The 16868-nt window shown below is 47.5% G+C and carries 13 protein-coding genes and 1 tRNA gene; 8 read left to right on the top strand and 6 right to left on the bottom strand.

What is annotated here, in order from left to right; genetic code table 11:
- The first annotated feature begins 161 nt into the window (after positions 1–161).
- Positions 162–659, top strand: a complete 498-nt coding sequence (locus tag MUB35_RS16115; RefSeq protein WP_244806496.1) for a DUF2798 domain-containing protein — start codon at positions 162–164, stop codon at positions 657–659.
- Positions 660–679: 20 nt separating this feature from the next.
- Here MUB35_RS16115 and MUB35_RS16110 read toward each other — a convergent pair whose 3' ends face one another.
- Positions 680–1366: a site-2 protease family protein gene (locus tag MUB35_RS16110; RefSeq protein ID WP_244806495.1), complete on the bottom strand. Its 687-nt coding sequence runs from the start codon at positions 1364–1366 to the stop codon at positions 680–682.
- A 245-nt stretch (positions 1367–1611) separates the two neighbouring features.
- Here MUB35_RS16110 and MUB35_RS16105 point away from each other — a divergent pair, with 245 nt between their 5' ends.
- Entirely contained in the window at positions 1612–2460 is an 849-nt protein-coding gene (locus MUB35_RS16105) for a hypothetical protein (protein WP_244806494.1), read from the top strand.
- Between the two features lie 305 nt (positions 2461–2765).
- Here the strand turns inward: MUB35_RS16105 and MUB35_RS16100 are convergent, their stop codons facing one another.
- Positions 2766–3701: an agmatinase gene (locus MUB35_RS16100; RefSeq protein ID WP_244806493.1), complete on the bottom strand. Its 936-nt coding sequence runs from the start codon at positions 3699–3701 to the stop codon at positions 2766–2768.
- A 232-nt stretch (positions 3702–3933) separates the two neighbouring features.
- Here MUB35_RS16100 and MUB35_RS16095 point away from each other — a divergent pair, with 232 nt between their 5' ends.
- From MUB35_RS16095 to glyA, 4 genes are all read left to right on the top strand, one after another.
- Positions 3934–4365 (top strand): Lrp/AsnC family transcriptional regulator, encoded by a 432-nt coding sequence (locus tag MUB35_RS16095; protein ID WP_052099459.1) that lies wholly within the window; start codon positions 3934–3936, stop codon positions 4363–4365.
- Between the two features lie 146 nt (positions 4366–4511).
- Positions 4512–5405 carry a fumarylacetoacetate hydrolase family protein gene (locus MUB35_RS16090; RefSeq protein ID WP_033141437.1) on the top strand — a complete coding sequence of 298 codons (894 nt, stop codon included), beginning with the start codon at positions 4512–4514 and terminating at the stop codon, positions 5403–5405.
- 165 nt (positions 5406–5570) lie between these two features.
- Positions 5571–5643 (top strand) — tRNA-Phe (locus MUB35_RS16085).
- Between the two features lie 123 nt (positions 5644–5766).
- Positions 5767–7005: a serine hydroxymethyltransferase gene (gene glyA, locus MUB35_RS16080; protein ID WP_033141436.1), complete on the top strand. Its 1239-nt coding sequence runs from the start codon at positions 5767–5769 to the stop codon at positions 7003–7005.
- 58 nt (positions 7006–7063) lie between these two features.
- Here glyA and MUB35_RS16075 read toward each other — a convergent pair whose 3' ends face one another.
- The 4 genes from MUB35_RS16075 to MUB35_RS16060 form a co-directional block, all read right to left on the bottom strand.
- Positions 7064–8053, bottom strand: coding sequence for a uroporphyrinogen decarboxylase family protein (locus MUB35_RS16075; RefSeq protein ID WP_033141435.1), 990 nt, complete (start codon positions 8051–8053; stop codon positions 7064–7066).
- A gap of 30 nt (positions 8054–8083) precedes the next feature.
- Complete coding sequence (locus tag MUB35_RS16070) at positions 8084–9505, bottom strand: MFS transporter (protein WP_033141434.1); 1422 nt, start codon at positions 9503–9505, stop codon at positions 8084–8086.
- 398 nt (positions 9506–9903) lie between these two features.
- On the bottom strand, positions 9904–11280 hold the full coding sequence (locus MUB35_RS16065) for a YfcC family protein (RefSeq protein WP_033141433.1): 1377 nt from the start codon (positions 11278–11280) through the stop codon (positions 9904–9906).
- A gap of 128 nt (positions 11281–11408) precedes the next feature.
- A complete protein-coding gene (locus MUB35_RS16060; RefSeq protein WP_244806492.1) occupies positions 11409–13112 on the bottom strand; it encodes a family 43 glycosylhydrolase in 1704 nt (567 codons plus the stop codon).
- Between the two features lie 163 nt (positions 13113–13275).
- Here MUB35_RS16060 and MUB35_RS16055 point away from each other — a divergent pair, with 163 nt between their 5' ends.
- On the top strand, positions 13276–14349 hold the full coding sequence (locus tag MUB35_RS16055; RefSeq protein WP_033141431.1) for a LacI family DNA-binding transcriptional regulator: 1074 nt from the start codon (positions 13276–13278) through the stop codon (positions 14347–14349).
- Positions 14350–14889: 540 nt separating this feature from the next.
- A complete protein-coding gene (locus tag MUB35_RS16050) occupies positions 14890–16842 on the top strand; it encodes a glycoside hydrolase family 127 protein (RefSeq protein WP_227210989.1) in 1953 nt (650 codons plus the stop codon).
- Positions 16843–16868: the final 26 nt, after the last annotated feature.

The following is a 16868-nucleotide window of genomic DNA, read 5'->3' as shown; positions in this document are numbered from 1 at the left end:
TTACACAGGGAAAAAAATTCTGTTACCATAGGATAGCAGAAAAAAATAAATAATGGTATCAGATGAAAATGGTAGTGAGATTATATGACATGATCGCAGCGAAAGTTACGAGTCATATATCTTGCTGCCTTTTTTGATGCCGGAAGAAGGAGGAATTTATTATGCCGAAAACAAAATTTCAGGATGTTATCTTTACACTTCTCATGGTGGTGGTGATGGTCTATGCACTGGTGGTGTACAACATTTCATTGGACAGAGGAGGACTTACCAATGAGGTGTTTGTAATGGCCTTTGGGGAACTGGTGATCATGGGAATCGCGGCGTTTTTGCTGGAAATGTTCCTTGCGGGGCCGCTGGCAAAGAAGCTGGCGTTTTCCATAGCAGAGCCGGGGAAAGACAGGCAGATTGTTGTGATCCTTGTGGTGTCAGCCATGACGGTGTGTATCATGTGTCCCCTGATGAGTCTTATCGCCACGCTTCTTTTTAAAGGTGTGGATTCCCAGGTTGCCGCAAAATGGCTTCAGACAACGGTTTTGAACTTTCCCATGGCGTTCTGCTGGCAGATATTTTTTGCGGGGCCGTTTGTGAGATGGATTTTCAGACATTTGTTTAAGGATAAGGAGGCGTGTGCCGGGGAAGCGGCAGCGGGAGCCCGGTAAACCGGACTCCCGCTTTGGCATTATATGAACGGACTTGTCTGTGGTATATGCGGAGTCAGATTCAGCAGCAGTTTCACAAATCCCCAGAGGGTGTTGAAAATATGGGCATTTGCTGTTCCCAGAGGCCGGCTCAGAGCACCGCTTGCCAGCAGAATGACCAGAATCCAGGTGCGGTAAGGGCGGATGCGCTGGTAAAAGACGGAGACTCCGGGCCATAATTCGGCCAGCACGTTGGAACCGTCCAGCGGCGGAATCGGAATCAGGTTAAATACGCCCAGGCCGATGTTCATAACTGCCGAATAATACAGCAGCCGGATAAATACGGTGACGGACACGGAGTCAGCGCTTCCGTATTTTCCAAGAAGGCCATAGAGAAGCAGGGACAGAAAGGCAAGGATAAAATTCATGAAAGGACCGGCCAGGGAAACCATGATGATGCCTGATTTTCGGTTCTTATAATACCGGGTGTTGATCCTCACGGGTTTTGCCCATCCCATTCTGAAAATAATCAGGCACAGAGTGCCGAAAGGATCCAGGTGTTTCAGCGGATTCAGCGTCAGTCTGCCGTCCATTCTGGGAGTCGGATCACCCAGCCGGTCAGAGACCCAGCCGTGGGCAAATTCGTGGCCCATGATCGCTATGAGCACCACAGGGGCAATATACAGAATATCACGGAGCTGTTGAAGATAATAACTGGAATGAAGCATAAGCATTTCCTCCAATCTTATATGTAATGTGTTCGTTTTGAACCATTATAATCAATGAAGGAGAATTATGCCAGTGTTTTTTTTATCATCTGCCCCATGATATGCAGCGTGGTCAGTGCAGCCAGACGGCAACAGTAATATATGGTGTAATGGATCAATTAAGAGGTGCCGTTTGCATTGTTACTATAGATAGATTATGTTATAATATCACGTATATCCATATATGATGATGTGAGGTGAGGGCTATGGGAAAGGAGAAAACTAAAATTGTATTGGCAGCTATAACTGCTATCGTATCAATTTTTGGTGCTGTTTATGGTGGGAGCAAGGTTATTAAAAATAATAATGGCAATGTAGGAAATTTTACTACTAGTGGAGATCGAGGAAGTGTTGTCGTTAATGGAGAGAGTGGTGATATAAATGTTAACTACAATAATGCAGAGGACGATAATGAAAATAAAAAAGGGGTAAGTTTGACGGCGCCATCCGGTATATATCCTGATTATTATTATTGTCTTGTCAATGATAAATTTTATAGAACGGATTCTTTTATATGTCCTGCTTTCGACATTACGAATAATAATACAGATTATGATATAAAGATAGATACTATTGATATTAATATATTAGACTATACAACGTGTGATACTATAATACATTTTGGCAGTCAAGGAGCTGGGCCTGCTGAAATCCAGTTATTTGAGAGTGACAGCAACATAGGCAGTAAAGTAAATACTAAATATACAGCAATGTATAGTGGTAGTTTGGAGGGAACTGAAATCCATAGTTATGGAAAATATCTAAAAATTAGCCCTGGAGGAATTGAAGCCGTAGCAGTTGATGTTTCCCCTGAGGAACCAGGGTTATATACCATTAATATGACCATAAATTATACATTAAAGGACGAAACATTTTCTCAAGATACGGAAGAGTATAAAATGATCGTTTTGGACGAGGATAAGAACATTGCACAAAATTATCAGCTTCCAGGTGCGAAAGGTGGATTTTTTAAAGATGAGGAACACATAGATGAGATAAAAGAGTATTTAAATACGGTAAAGCCTGATAGCTGCGGTGATTGGACCTTTAAATAGATACTTTATATTTAGGACTCGGATAATCATAATATCTGGAATCGAGAAGTCCTATACATACTACATGTTGCCGCATATCCTCACCGGACAGCATGATCTGTATTTGAGAAAAGTTATGGCTGATAGTGAGGAAATTAGGAAGTGTATTAAAAAACACATCGAAAAGCGTATCGATGTGTTTTTTGTCTCTCTATGTGGGTATGTTTGCGGTGTATAATTGTTAAGATTTGTTTCATTCTTACTGGCTCAGGAGGCTGCTTACTTGGAAAAACTGTAAAATTTTCTGTTTCTGTAATGAAAGAGAATTACGCCAGTGTTTTTTTCGTCATCTGCCCCATGATATGCAGCATGGTCAGTGCAGCCAGACGGCAGCCGGTAGTGGCGGGAGTGTCGTAGGACGGCGCGGTTTCCACCAGATCGAAGCCTATGATGTCCGCTTTTGCGCAGATGCCGCTGAGCAGTTCGCAGGTCTCATCATAGAGCAGTCCCCCGGGAGAAGGCGCGGCTGTGGCGGGCATGAGGGAAATGTCGTAGGCGTCAATATCGAAGGTGATGAAGGTCTTGCCCGCCGGTATCTGAGCCAGCACTTTTTCCACACCAAGACGGTGAAAATCTTTGGCAGTTATGACGGTGTTGGCTGCCCTGGCTTCCTCCCAGTCCTGACGGGAACTGCTGCCCAGACCCCGCATGCCAATCTGGACAATACTGCCGATGTGGGGCATTTCACGCATTCTGCGGATGGGGCTGCCGTTTCCGTATTTCTGGGGGCCACGGGACATGGCAAAATCCAAATGAGCATCAAACTGTACGATGTTGATGGTTTCCCCAATCTCATCAAGTGCTTTTGCCACGGGGATGGAGATGGAGTGGTCACCGCCCATAACGGCCGGGGCGGCACCCCGCTTTATGATCCCGCGCACACTTTCTTCTATAGAAGAGAAACAGTATTCGCGGTCACCGTGGAGCATATCCGCATCCCCGCAGTCCACAACTTTGATGGGGGAGGCCAAAAGACAGGCATCCTCCTCAGGGTCGTAGAAGCCGGTCTCACCTCTGGCATAGGCAGTGGATATGTTTCTGATGGCCCGGGGCGCCAGTCTCTGGCCTCCGTACCAGGCTGCGCCCTGGTCATATGGCACGCCCAGGACCGCTATATCGGCGTCCAGGGTGTCCATGTCGGTACAGATAGGATATTTGGCAAAGGAACAGATTCCTGTAATGGGTAAGTTGATATTTTCCATGATGGATACCTCCTGAAAAACTATTTTTGTAACTGTCTATATTGTAGCAGGCACTGGTCATTAAGAACATGGAGGGAAAAAGGTATATGGGGCATCTGACTTATACATTTAAAGTATTTTCATGGATTTTCTTAAAAATGAAAAGTAGTATACAGGCGGGAAAATAGATGGACAAGGTGTGGGGAAAGACTTATAATGGACAAAGTGAATGGACAGGAGGCGGCAGAGGCGTATGGACAGTACGGATAAAAAGATCCTGAATATCCTTCAGGGAAATGCCAGAATCTCCATGAAGGAGCTGGGTACCCTGGTGGGTCTCACCTCCCCGGCGGTCACTGAACGGGTGCGGCGCCTGGAGGAAGAGGGGATCATTGAAGGATACAGGACCATTATAAAAAGAGGAAGGATCCAGAAAGGAATGGCAGCGTTCATCAACATGGAGATACCGAGCAGCAGCTGGCAGAAACTGGCCAGATATTGTGAAGATTCCCCTTATGTGCTTGAGCTGTACCACACCATCGGCGTTTACGGAGCCACCATGAAGGTCTTTGTCCCGGATACCGGGCAGTTCGAGGGACTCCTGGGAGAATTGGGAAAGTTCGGTAATACCGTGTCATCGGTGATCCTCTCGTCAAAATTCTCTAAGAAGGAATTGCCGGAATAAGGAATAATATTTATGCAAATAACATAAAATTTTATGAGATTTTAGTGGAAAACACCGGAAAACTGTGATACTATTATGTATAACGAAATTTTATGTTGTAACGTGCTGAAATCTTTGACGGGTGTTTTGCATGAGGAGGAAAAAACATGAAATTACTTACATATAAACTGCAGGGTGATGATAAGGAACGGCTGGGATTGATGTGCTCCTTTGCATTCCATCGTTTTATCCCTATTGAAGATCTGGGGATTCATTTCAGGGATATGAATGATCTGATCGAGAATATAACCCCGGAACAGAGGAAGATTATGGAACAGGCCTGTGACCAGCCGGACAGAAGGCTTCTGCGTTATGAAGATGTTGTCCAGTGTGCCCCGATTCCCCATCCGAGACAGGATATGATCTGTCTGGGCATGAACTTCAGGGAGCATGCAGTGGAGTCCAGCCGTTTTAAAAAAGAGCAATTCGATCAGGAACGTCCTTACGCAGTGTATTTTTCCAAACGCGTGAATGAGGCAACACCTGACGGAGGTACCATTCCCTCCTATCCCGGGCTGGTGGACAGCCTGGACTACGAAGCGGAGCTGGCAGTTATCATAGGGAAAGAAGCGAAGAATGTAAAGAAGGAAGACGCGTTTGACTATGTATTCGGCTATACGGTGATCAATGATGTAAGTGCCAGAAATGTGCAGACACGCCATAAGCAGTGGTATTTTGGAAAGAGCCTGGATGGATTCACCCCCATGGGACCATTTATCGTCACAGAGGACGATGTTCCGAGACCGCCGAAGCTGGCCATCAAGAGCAGGGTCAATGAGGTACTGCGGCAGAACAGCAGTACGGATATGTTCATTTTTGATATTCCCCATGTGATCGCGGAATTATCTGCGGGCATGACATTAAAGCCCGGCACCATCATTGCCATGGGAACACCGGCAGGGGTGGGAATGGGGATGATTCCCCCAAGATTCCTGAATCCCGGGGATGTTGTGGAGTGCGGAATTGAAGGTATTGGATGTATCAGGAACACAATTGTGTAATTGTGTACAGGGCAGAGCCCGCTGAAGTTCATAGATTTGTGAATAGTAACAATTTACCAGATTAATGTAAAAAAATGAAAAAAACTATTGAAATATGAAAGGGAATATGATAATATTGCAGTGTTGTTTGAGAAAACGGTGTATTGTTATCGTATTCCCATACATGCCCAGATAGCTCAGTTGGTAGAGCAGAGGACTGAAAATCCTCGTGTCGCTGGTTCGATTCCGGCTCTGGGCATTTTTTTACACGGCAAATGTCTTTCGGTGGAAAACAAATATCTTTATAAGAAAGATATTGTCGGTAAAGTATCCGCACAGCGGATTCTAAGGTTAATTATAAGAAAGGTGAGGATTGGAAAACATGTATTCATTGGAAGAAATTCAGGCAACAGATCCGGAAATAGCGAAGTGTATTAATGATGAGGTTGAGCGTCAGAACTCCCACATCGAGCTGATCGCATCAGAAAACTGGGTAAGCAAGGCAGTTATGGCTGCTATGGGAAGCCCGCTGACAAACAAATATGCGGAGGGATATCCGGGAAAACGCTACTACGGCGGCTGCGAATGTGTGGATGAAGTGGAACGTCTCGCTGTAGAACGCGCAAAAGAACTGTTTGATTGTGAATATGTGAATGTACAGCCCCATTCCGGTGCGCAGGCAAATATGGCTGTGTTCTTTGCCATGCTGAAGCCAGGTGATACGGTTATGGGCATGAATCTGGCCCACGGCGGACACCTTTCACACGGAAGCCCGGCTAACTTCTCCGGCGCATACTTTAACATTGTGCCTTACGGAGTAAATGATGAGGGTGTGATCGATTACGAGGAAGTCCGCAAAATTGCGCTGGAGTCAAAACCAAAGCTGATCGTGGCCGGCGCCAGTGCCTACTGCAGAATCATTGATTTCAAGAAATTCAGGGAGATTGCCGACGAGGCAGGTGCTTACCTGATGGTAGATATTGCCCATATCGCAGGTCTGGTGGCAGCAGGCGTACACCCAAGCCCCATCCCGTATGCGCATGTGACCACCACCACAACCCACAAGACACTGAGAGGCCCAAGGGGCGGTATGATCATGTGCAGCGCTGAGATCGCGAAAAAATTCAATTTCAACAAAGCCGTATTCCCGGGAATCCAGGGCGGTCCGCTGATGCACGTGGTAGCTGCCAAGGCAGTCTGCTTAAAAGAGGCGCTGCAGCCTGAATATAAAGAGTACCAGAAAAACATTGTGAAGAATGCCAAAGCGCTTTGCGACGGCCTTCTGAAACGTGGTATCAACATTGTGTCAGGAACCACAGAGAACCATCTGATGCTGGTGGATCTAAGAGGCACAGGGGTGACAGGCAAAGCCATGGAAAACCTGCTGGATGAAGCAAACATCACCTGCAATAAAAATGCCATTCCCAATGACCCGGAATCACCGTTTGTGACAAGCGGTGTGCGTCTGGGAACAGCTGCAGTGACATCCAGGGGAATGAATGAGGAAGACATGGATAAGATTGCAGAGGCTATTGCCATTATGGTGAAAGAACCGGAGAAGAAAGAGCAGGCCAAGGCTATTGTGAAGGAACTGACAGATAAATATCCGCTGAATGCATAAGAAATACAGCACTGCCGGACCGGGAAATACCCGTGTCCGGCAGTTTTTTTATCTTTTTTTATCCGAAGACTTCCCTGCTGTACTTGTCAATCTCTTGGGTTATCACATCATATACCCCCTCATAGGTACTTGTGGGGAGGCCGATGGATGCGTTGGGGATGAAATAGTATTTTCCGTTTTCATCGCAGGCTCTTTTGACCTCTCTTGCAATGACATTTCTGGACCATCCTTCATAATCCACTTTGGCACTGTCAATCCCGCCCATGAAAGAAATTTTGCCGCCGTACTTTTCAATCAGTTCCGGTATCCGGTTGGTGGTCATGACGCCCTGCCAGATGTCCACGCCCATATCGATCATATAGGGCACAAAGGTAGCTGCATAGGAATCCGAGTGGTGTACGATCAGTTCCACACCATGGGATTTATAGTATCCGTAGATCTTTTTATAGCCCGGCAGATAGAACTCCTCAAACATGGCCGGGGACATAAAGGTGGAGGTCTGGCTGCCCCAGTCATCGTGGTGGAACAGGCCGTCCGGTTTCAGGTGTGTGCAGATTTCCTCTGCAAGCTGCAGTTCAAAATCCGTGAGGTAATCGATCAGTTCATGCATGGCTTCCGGTTCCTCGTACAGATTGATGAGGGTGGTCTGGATTTCCCCCAGATGGTGACACTGTTCAAAAAGGCCCGGGGCTACAAAAGGCATAACAAAAGATTCCCTGCGGTCTGTCTCCTCTGCCTGTTTGATAAAAGGCTCCCACTCCGCGTCAGAGAATTTGACACTGGGTGCATGTACATAATCCCTCCAATGCCGGATATCCTTGATCACCACCTTTTCAGGCGTGTGCACAGGGAAAGCGCCCGGTGTGCCCTTGGGCCAGGAACGTGTGATACCCCAGGCATTCTTTACATTCATCTCCCCGTATTTGGGGTTGGGATTGTGTCCGCCAAGAGGGTTCTGAATGAGCCGGAAGGCCTCATACTGATTGACAAAGCGGTCAGGACTGCCGCCTCTGATTGTCTCCATAAGGTTTTGACGTTTGGTTAACATAATATTATTCCTCCTTTTCTTATTCACATACTATTTCCGTTTTTCCAGTTCTGCAGAATATTTTTCTATTTTGTCCCTTGTGAGGCGGAAACCGAAAATCATGATGACAGCACCCAGAGCTACGGCAATGGCGGGAATGATCGTAAAGCCCATGCTGATTCCGCGCTCTAACTGCGGGGACGTGATCCCTTTTTCCACAGTTTCCAGATTGAAGCCTGCGATGGCGAGACAGGCGCTGATCAAAATGCCGCGGCTCACCACGCCAATCTTCAGTGGGATGTTGCTGAGTCCCATGATCAGTCCGGTGGCATTTTTTCCGGTTTTGTATTCGCTGTAAATGGCACAGTCCGCATAGAGAGCGGGGCCGCACGCGTTTGTCATGGTGCAGAAGAACTGAGCCAGGCTGACCAGGATGATCACTGCCCAGGGCTGCCGATAGAAGAGAAATCCCAGCACAAGCACAACTGCCATGGCAAGATAGGCGTAGATGACAGTGTTTCTGGCAGAGAACTTTTTGGCTGCTGTTTTGGAAAGATAAGAAGCTGCAACTCCCAGCAGGCTGGAGATGAGGATGAATGTAGCAGTCAGGTCCTTGTTGTGCGCAACATAGGTGAAATAATATACGGCAATGCCGCTGGCGACAAAACTGTAGATATATTTTGCCAGGTCGGCTACGGTCAGCCCTAAGAGGTAGGGATTGGTGGTGAGGCACTTCAGGAGGCCGTTTCCCTTATCCTGGCGGCCGCGGGCTTTCTTCTCCGCAAGTTCACGCCGCATCCTCTCAATTTCCTGGGCACCGGTTTCCTCGTAGCCTTCAAACATTTTAAAATGCGCGAAGTAACCGGCTGCCATCAGTGCGGCAAAGGCAAAGGCTGTGGCGCCGTAGGAATTCTTTTCTCCAACAATACCGGCCATGACAGCTACCACTGCCGGGCCTACATAGGAATAAAATACCCTGCCCAGAGACTGCCAGATAGCTCTTGATGAGGACAGAGCCATGCGGTCCTCCGGGGTCTTGGAAGCCATGTTGATCATGGAAATGTTGGCTACGAATGGAATGTTCCATGCAATATGGCTTGTGATCGTGGCTGCGATGATGATCACCACGGCTGCGGTTCCGCTTCCCACGCGTACGAACTGGAATGCGTAAAGAAACGGCACCAGCCATGGGATGACCACCAGCCAGGAGCGGTAGCGCCCCCATTTCATAGGCTTAAATGTGTCCAGAATAACTCCGTATATCCAGGACAGCGCAGCATCCACTACACTGGCTATGGTTGTGATCATGGTAACGATCGGGAGTGAAAATTCTGCAATATTTGTCAGGAAATAAGTAAAATAATACGTTTCAATATTGGTCATAAAGGAAAAGCCAAAGTCCCCCACACCAAAAAATCTTTTCAGGGATCTGCTGATTCCGTTTCGCTTCTTCCCTCCATCTGAATCCCCCATATCTTCTCCTTTCTGCTGCCCGGTCTGATGGGCATCTTAACAGGCGGCCATTCTGTCGCTGCAAAATCTGCGGCTGTGTACAGATGCCGGCGGCTGGCAGTACAGTATGGCTTTGTTGTCGCTGTTTTCCGTCTGTGTTGTCTGCAATGATATTTATGACGTCTTTTTAAAATTCACCTCCTGACCGACTTATGCAAATAAATATATTGCAAATGTTATATGTGGATTATATCATCTGTAAAAAATAACGTCAATATAATTTGTGGTTATTTTGATAATTGGGAATGCAAATAGAAGAGAGGAGATGTTTTTTCAGAATTGCAGCGGAATGAGGGGGATGAAAAACACCATTCCGGCAGGCAGGATGAAACTGCGTGACAGAATGGTGTATAAGATTTCTAATATCCGATGATAGTGCCGGCAATAAGAAGGATAATGCAGGCACCCCATGCCAGAAGCATAAAAGGCATGATAAATTTTATCCATTTGTTAAAAGGAACACGTCCATAAGACAGGAATGCTATCAGTGCGCCCATAGTAGGATAACAGAGGTTGCTCAGGCCGTCTCCAAACTGGAAAGCCAGGATGGTAAGCTGTTTGCTGAGTCCGGTTATCTCTGCAACAGGCATAAGTACGGGCATGGTAACCAGTGCCTGGCTGCTTCCTGAAGGGATAAAGAAATTCAGAATGGTCTGTACCACCAGCATTCCGATACTGGTAAGACTTTCAGGCAGTCCCGCCAGCACACCGGACAGACCGTGGATAATGGTATCCAGAATCAGTCCCTGCTGCATGACAACAGAGATGGCCCTTGCCATTCCAATGGCCATCGCCGCGATAAACACGGATTTGGCTCCCTCTAAAAGCTCGTCTGCAATCTTGCCGCTCTTGTAGCCTGCAATGATTCCGCATACGATCCCGCAGATGATATAGACGGCTGACATCTCCGGCATTCCCCATCCCCATTTCAGACAGCCGATAACGATGAGAAGGATAGCAGCCATAAATACCACAACCACCAGTTTTCTGCGTCCGGTAAACGCAGTTTCCTCCTGGTCCCCTGCAAGATCAGAATAGTCCTGTCCGGCCATGAGTCCTTTTGATGGGTCTTTCCGAACCTTTTCAGCATAGCGGATCACGTAGAAGATACTGACCAAACCAAGTACGACCAGAGCCACCATACGGTAGGAAAAACCGGAGAACAGTTTCAGGCCGCCGATGATCTGGGCGTTTCCAACCGTGTAATAGTTTGCCGGGCCGGCGGACCACCCTACGATATCTGCAATGAATACGACGGATATCCCTGTTATGACGTCGTATCCCAGTGCAAGACAGATGGGGATACAGACGGCTGCGAAGGGAATCGTGCCTTCCAGCATTGCGGGAAACCCTCCGATGAAGAGAAAGAAGACCATAATACCGATCAATACCAGTTTACTGTGCTTTTCACCCAGCTTTTTGGATAGTGTCATGACTGCGGCTTTTAAAGCCCCCGTACTGTTTACAAGACCGATTGCGGCGCCGATTGTAAAGATCATGGTGATCAAAGCCGCTCCATCCTGGATTCCCTGGGGAATGGACTGGAATAATCCCATAAAACCTACAGGAGAAGATTCCACATATTGAAAGCTGTCCGCATCCACGACCTGTTTTCCGTCTACCTCCACTCTGTTGTACTGCCCCGCAGGAACCAGCCATGTGCAGATCACCATCAATACCAAAATGGCAAACAGAATGACAAATGCATGCGGAAATTCGTGTTTCTTTTTGTTCATTTGTGTTTCCTCCTTCTTTCTTGATTTGCTTTCGTATGATACAAAAGTATATGAATAACTTGTTGAATTTTTGTTGAAATCAGGAGGGGAATTTTTCACCGCTGAACTCTTTCTTTCCTGTCATACGTTTATTTTATTGTTATCACTGCCCGGACGGTTAAGTCTTCCTCCCTGCGCACGATTCTCTCAGAGGGCACGGAGAAATTCGGCATTCCGTCCTCATCCCAGAATATTTTGCCCACGGAGGCGTTGCGCCCTGCGTCGTAAAGGGGCTGGTAATCCTCATCAACCAGGTAGCGTTCCTCCTGGCGTCCGTGGTAGATGATCAGGTCTTCCGTATCGTCGTCTGATTTGGTGAAGCTGTTGTGCCCCAGTCCGAACTGGCCGGTGGCCCGACTGCTCTGGAATACGGGGAAGGGAAGTTTTTTCCAGGAGGCAGCATCCAGAAGGTCTGCATTTTCATCTGCATAGAGGAGTCCCACGCAGTACAGGGCGTCTGTGCCGCTGCCGGAGAAGGTCAGGAATATCTTACCTCCGTGTTTGATAATGCCGGGGCCTTCATCTACGGGGAACCCGTGCAGCTCCCAGGCGTATTCCGGATGGGACAGGCGGACAGCCGGGGTGCACAGCGTCCAGGGGTTGGAGAGCTGTGCAATGAAAATGTCAGAGATATTGTTTGTTTTCTGCGCCCAAAGAAAATAATGTTTTCCTTTATGTTCAAAATGTGTATGGTCAAGAGAAAAATCCGTGAAAGCAATATCGCCTTTTACCTCAGTAACCACCGGGCCTTTCTGCTCCCAGGTCCCGGTTAGGGGATCGCGGTCTTTACACTCCAGACAGTGGGGGCGGATGCGCCAGGAGGATTCCTCCGATATGGTGGTGGTGTAATAAATATACCATTTTCCGTCAATATAATGGATCTCAGGTGCCCAGATATGAGGGCTTAAGGTGCCTCCGGCTATGGGCCGGCGCTCATAGACCACCTTTTCCTCATAGGCCCCGGAACCGTCTGCCAGCCCGCCCAGGGTGGAAGCCCGGCGCAGGATTATGTAAAGATACTGGTATTTTCCGTCCAGATTGTGCTCCATATCGGTATGGGATGCTGTGAAATAATACATACCGTCCGTGTGCTTGTAAATAAACGGGTCCGCTCTGTGATAAATAAAGGGATTTGGAAAACGTGTCTCCTCCAGGCGGCCGGTCACCTCACAGGTTTGGCAGTCCTTGGTTATCCTATCAGTTTCGGACAGATTCCAGCGGACTTTCCGCTCTTCCTGCATACCGTTTGTATACTCCACAGTGACTCTTTCCGGAAAAGGCGGTTTTTCTCCCGGTTTTGCGGTGATATGGACTTCCTCCACCGCGTGCAGGAGCACCGGCTCAGGTTTTCCGTAATTTTTTTGAAGTTCTGAGAGAATTTCCATCGGAATTTCAACGGCGCCGTTTGGGGCCGGCTTCTGTGTGATCGGGTAGAGCTGTTCAAATTCATAATCCCTGTCTGTGCAGACTGCTCCCGTATAATGGATAAAATCTGTTGTGCATACAAGATGCATGCTGGACTCATATACCGCGTCAGACGCCGCGATCAGATAAGTGCCGTTGATTAATTGGTAAATGGATGGGGAATGCAGCCTTTTGGAACCGAAATCCGGGAACCAGATTCCATTGTTTCCGTTTAACTGATACCAGTCAGACCCGTTGTAGCTGTATTCCAGGTGAAGACTGTCAGATTCCGGATTGTTCCAATCCAGGGTATAAGGACGCAGCCAGGCCGTTTTCTGACCTTTTCTGCAGAGAGAATCATCCCAGGGAAGTATATGCATGTTCTTCATAATAACTCCTTTTGGGCAGATGTTTTAACAAAATAAGAGTATTTTCATCTTAACACAAAAGAAAAGGGTTGACAAGCAGGTAAAAACAAGTATTTAATTAATATATAAAACGTTTAAGTAAAGGATGCGGCGGGCAGTCCGCCGATGCGGTACGGGGGTAATTATGGCTACGATCAAAGAAATTGCAAAGGCATGTCATGTCTCGGTGGCTACGGTGTCGAATATTCTGAACGACAAGCCGGGGGCCAGTGAGAATACAAGGGAAATGGTTCTGAAGGTGGCCAGGGAGATGGACTATATGCCCAACTACATGGCTAAAAACCTGAAGACGAAGAATTCCAGGAGCATAGGGGTTATTGCTGAGGATATGACCATTTTCAGCATTCCGGATATCATAGACGGGATAACAGAATACTGTGAGGAAGTGGACTACCAGATACTGCTGACCAACTTAAGGCTCTATAAGAAATATAATGACACTTACTATGGAAGAACGGATTTTTACGGGATTGTGCAGCAGGAGATCAAAAAACTCATGGCAAAGCAGGTGGAGGGAATCATCTATGTGACAGCCCATGAGCGTGTGATACGGTGTATTCCCGAGGACCTTCCCATACCGGCGGTGATGGCATACGGCTATACAAGAAGCGGTAAGGTTCCTTCCGTTGTGGTGGATGACGAGCACGGAGCGCTGGATATTGTCAATCATCTTATTGAGAACGGACATGAGAAGATTGGGGTGATCACAGGTAAAGCGGACAGCCTTCATATGCAGGCGCGTCTGATCGGATACCAGAAAGCCCTGCTGAACCATAAAATCCTGTATGACCCGGAGCTTGTAAAGACAGGAGACTGGACGCGGCCTGCAGGATACATGTATACAGATGAACTGCTGGAAAAAGGGGTGACAGCCATTTTCTGCATGAATGACCTGATGGCAGGCGGCGTATATGACCGTCTGGATGAGCTGGGACTTAAGATTCCACAGGATATTTCCATAACAGGGTATGACAACAGGGAACTTTCCAGTTATTATAAACCGCCTTTGACCACCATTACCCTGCCTCTGCACGATATCGGATACCGTGCCGGGGAAGTGATGATCGGTCTTCTTGAAAAAGAGATTCCGGAACAGAAAACAGAAGCAGTCTACCAGGTGAAATGCCAGCGTCTGCTGCGTAAATCCGTCAGAAATATCAGTCAGGGACAAAAAAGCAGCAATGGTACAAGTTCCTGAAACGATGGTACAAGTAAGGAAAACAGAAAAATTTTACAGCCTCTCGGGGAAATGTGGAGCACATCCCCCGGAGGCTGTTTTTTTGTGGTTTTGTACAAAGAATGAAAGGGGGAACAGCGCAAAAAAGGCTTTATCAAAATAAAGAATTGTACAATGTGCACATACTTAAACGATTTAAAAATAAAAAAAGTTGTGTAAATATTTAAAATAAGAGTAAAAAAGAGAAAAACAGAGAATAAGTGATTTAGAATAGAAATTAATGGAAATATATCTGAATTAACAAACTTGAAAACATCTGAAAAGTGGTCTATAAAAGAGAAAAACACACAGAGCCGCTGAGTAAAAATAACTAAAACAGCAGGAATGGCTCAGAAAAAATAAAACAGGCGGATATCCGAAACAAAATAAGAGTGATGGAAAAGATGTACGCTTAAACGTTTAATAACAAAAACCTCATCAAAGGACGAGCAGCCAATGATCTGAGGGCGAAATGCTCCGGGCTGACCGGAGCAAGGAAAGAGATATGAAGGGAGAGCAAGTATGAACGGTGAGAAATTACAGTCCCTGCCTCTTGGTGACATAAGGATAGAGGACGCGTTCTGGGGTAAATATATCCGGCTGGTAAAAGATGTGATTCTCCCTTACCAATGGGAAACACTGAATGACAATGTACCGGATGCAGAGCCAAGCCACTGCATCAAAAACTTCAGAATCGCCGCCGGCGAGGAGAAAGGCACCTTTCAGGGAGCTGTTTTCCAGGATACGGATGTGGCAAAGTGGCTGGAAGCCGCCGCGTTCACCCTGGCTTCCGGCGGAAGGGATGAGATGCTGGAAAGTCTGGCTGATGAAACGATTAAGTTGATCGGTAAGGCCCAGTGTCCTGACGGATACCTGAATACCTATTACACCATTCAGGAGCCGGATCGCAGATGGTCAAACCTGAAAGAAGGGCATGAGCTATACACAGCGGGACATATGATAGAAGCTGCTGTTGCCTATTATGAAGCCACAGGCAAGGACGCGTTTCTGAAGATCGTATCCAGGTTTGCGGATGTTATCTGTGAAAAGTTCGGTCCGGATGAGGGACAGTGCCACGGCTATCCGGGACATCCGGAGGTGGAACTGGCACTGGTGAAGCTCTACCGGGCAACAGGAGAGAAAAGATATCTGGAGGTATCCAAATATTTTGTAGAGCAGAGAGGTGTGGGGGAGAATTACTTCTTCCAGGAGGAAAAAGGTGAGAAATACCGGCAGATCTTCCCGGAATTCAAGGATTACAGCCCGGCATACTCACAATCCCACCTTCCGGTCAGGGAACAGAAGACCGCCGAGGGACACGCAGTGCGTGCCGTATATCTGTACTGTGCCATGGCAGACCTGGCATACGAGTACCGGGATGAATCCCTGCTGGATGCCTGCAGAACCCTGTGGGACAATATGGTGAAGAAGAGAATGTTCATCACAGGAGGCATAGGTTCTTCCGGGCTTCTGGAGCGTTTTACCACGGATTATGACCTGCCGAATGACTGTAACTACTCAGAATCCTGTGCATCCATCGGCCTGGCGCTGTTCGGCAGAAGGATGGCCGAGATCACAGGGGAAGCAAAATATATGGATGTGGCGGAGACAGCACTCTATAACACGGTCCTGGCGGGAATCGCCATGGACGGCAGGAGCTTCTTCTATGTAAACCCTCTGGAGGTATGGCCGGACAATTGCCTGGAGAGAACTTCAAAGGAACATGTAAAGCCTGTGCGGCAGAAATGGTTCGGCGTGGCATGCTGCCCGCCAAACATAGCCAGAACGCTGGCATCCCTGGGGCAATACCTGTACGGAAAGGGAAAGGATTCCCTGTACATAAACTTATATGTCTCCAACGAGGCGCAGACTGTCATAAACGGTGTAAAATGCAGCGTAAAGATTGACAGCGGATATCTGGATGACGGCACAGTGAACATAAGTCTTCACCCGGAGCACAAGACAACAGGAACCCTGGCACTTAGGATTCCCGGCTGGGTGAAAACCTACTGTGTATTCCGAAACGGTGAAAAGATCAGAGAGCCAAAGACAGAGAAGGGCTACCTGCTCATAAGCGGTGAGCTGGAGCAGGAAGAGATCACCCTGAAATTTGACATAAAACCAAGATTTGTCCACGCAAACCCAAAAGTACGGGCAGACAGCGGCAAGGCAGCACTTATGAGAGGGCCCCTTGTGTATTGTCTGGAGGAGACGGACAACGGCAGCAACCTGGCATCTGTTTTTGTGGATACGGGACAGGAACTGTCAGAGCATTATGAACCGGAGCTTCTGGGCGGAACCACTGTGATCTGCCTGAAGGGTAAGAAAATAACAGAGTCCTGCTGGGATGACGATACCTTATACCGGGAATGTAAGACAGAACTTGAAGATATTGAATTAAAAGCAGTTCCCTATTGCCACTGGGGCAACCGTACAACCGGCGAGATGCTGGTTTGGATCAAAGAACTGCTGTAACATTTGTATCATACAGAGGGAGAAAT

Source organism: Blautia sp. NSJ-175 (assembly GCF_022867815.1).
Classification (GTDB): domain Bacteria; phylum Bacillota; class Clostridia; order Lachnospirales; family Lachnospiraceae; genus Blautia; species Blautia celeris.
This window is presented reverse-complemented; position numbering and strand designations above follow the sequence as displayed.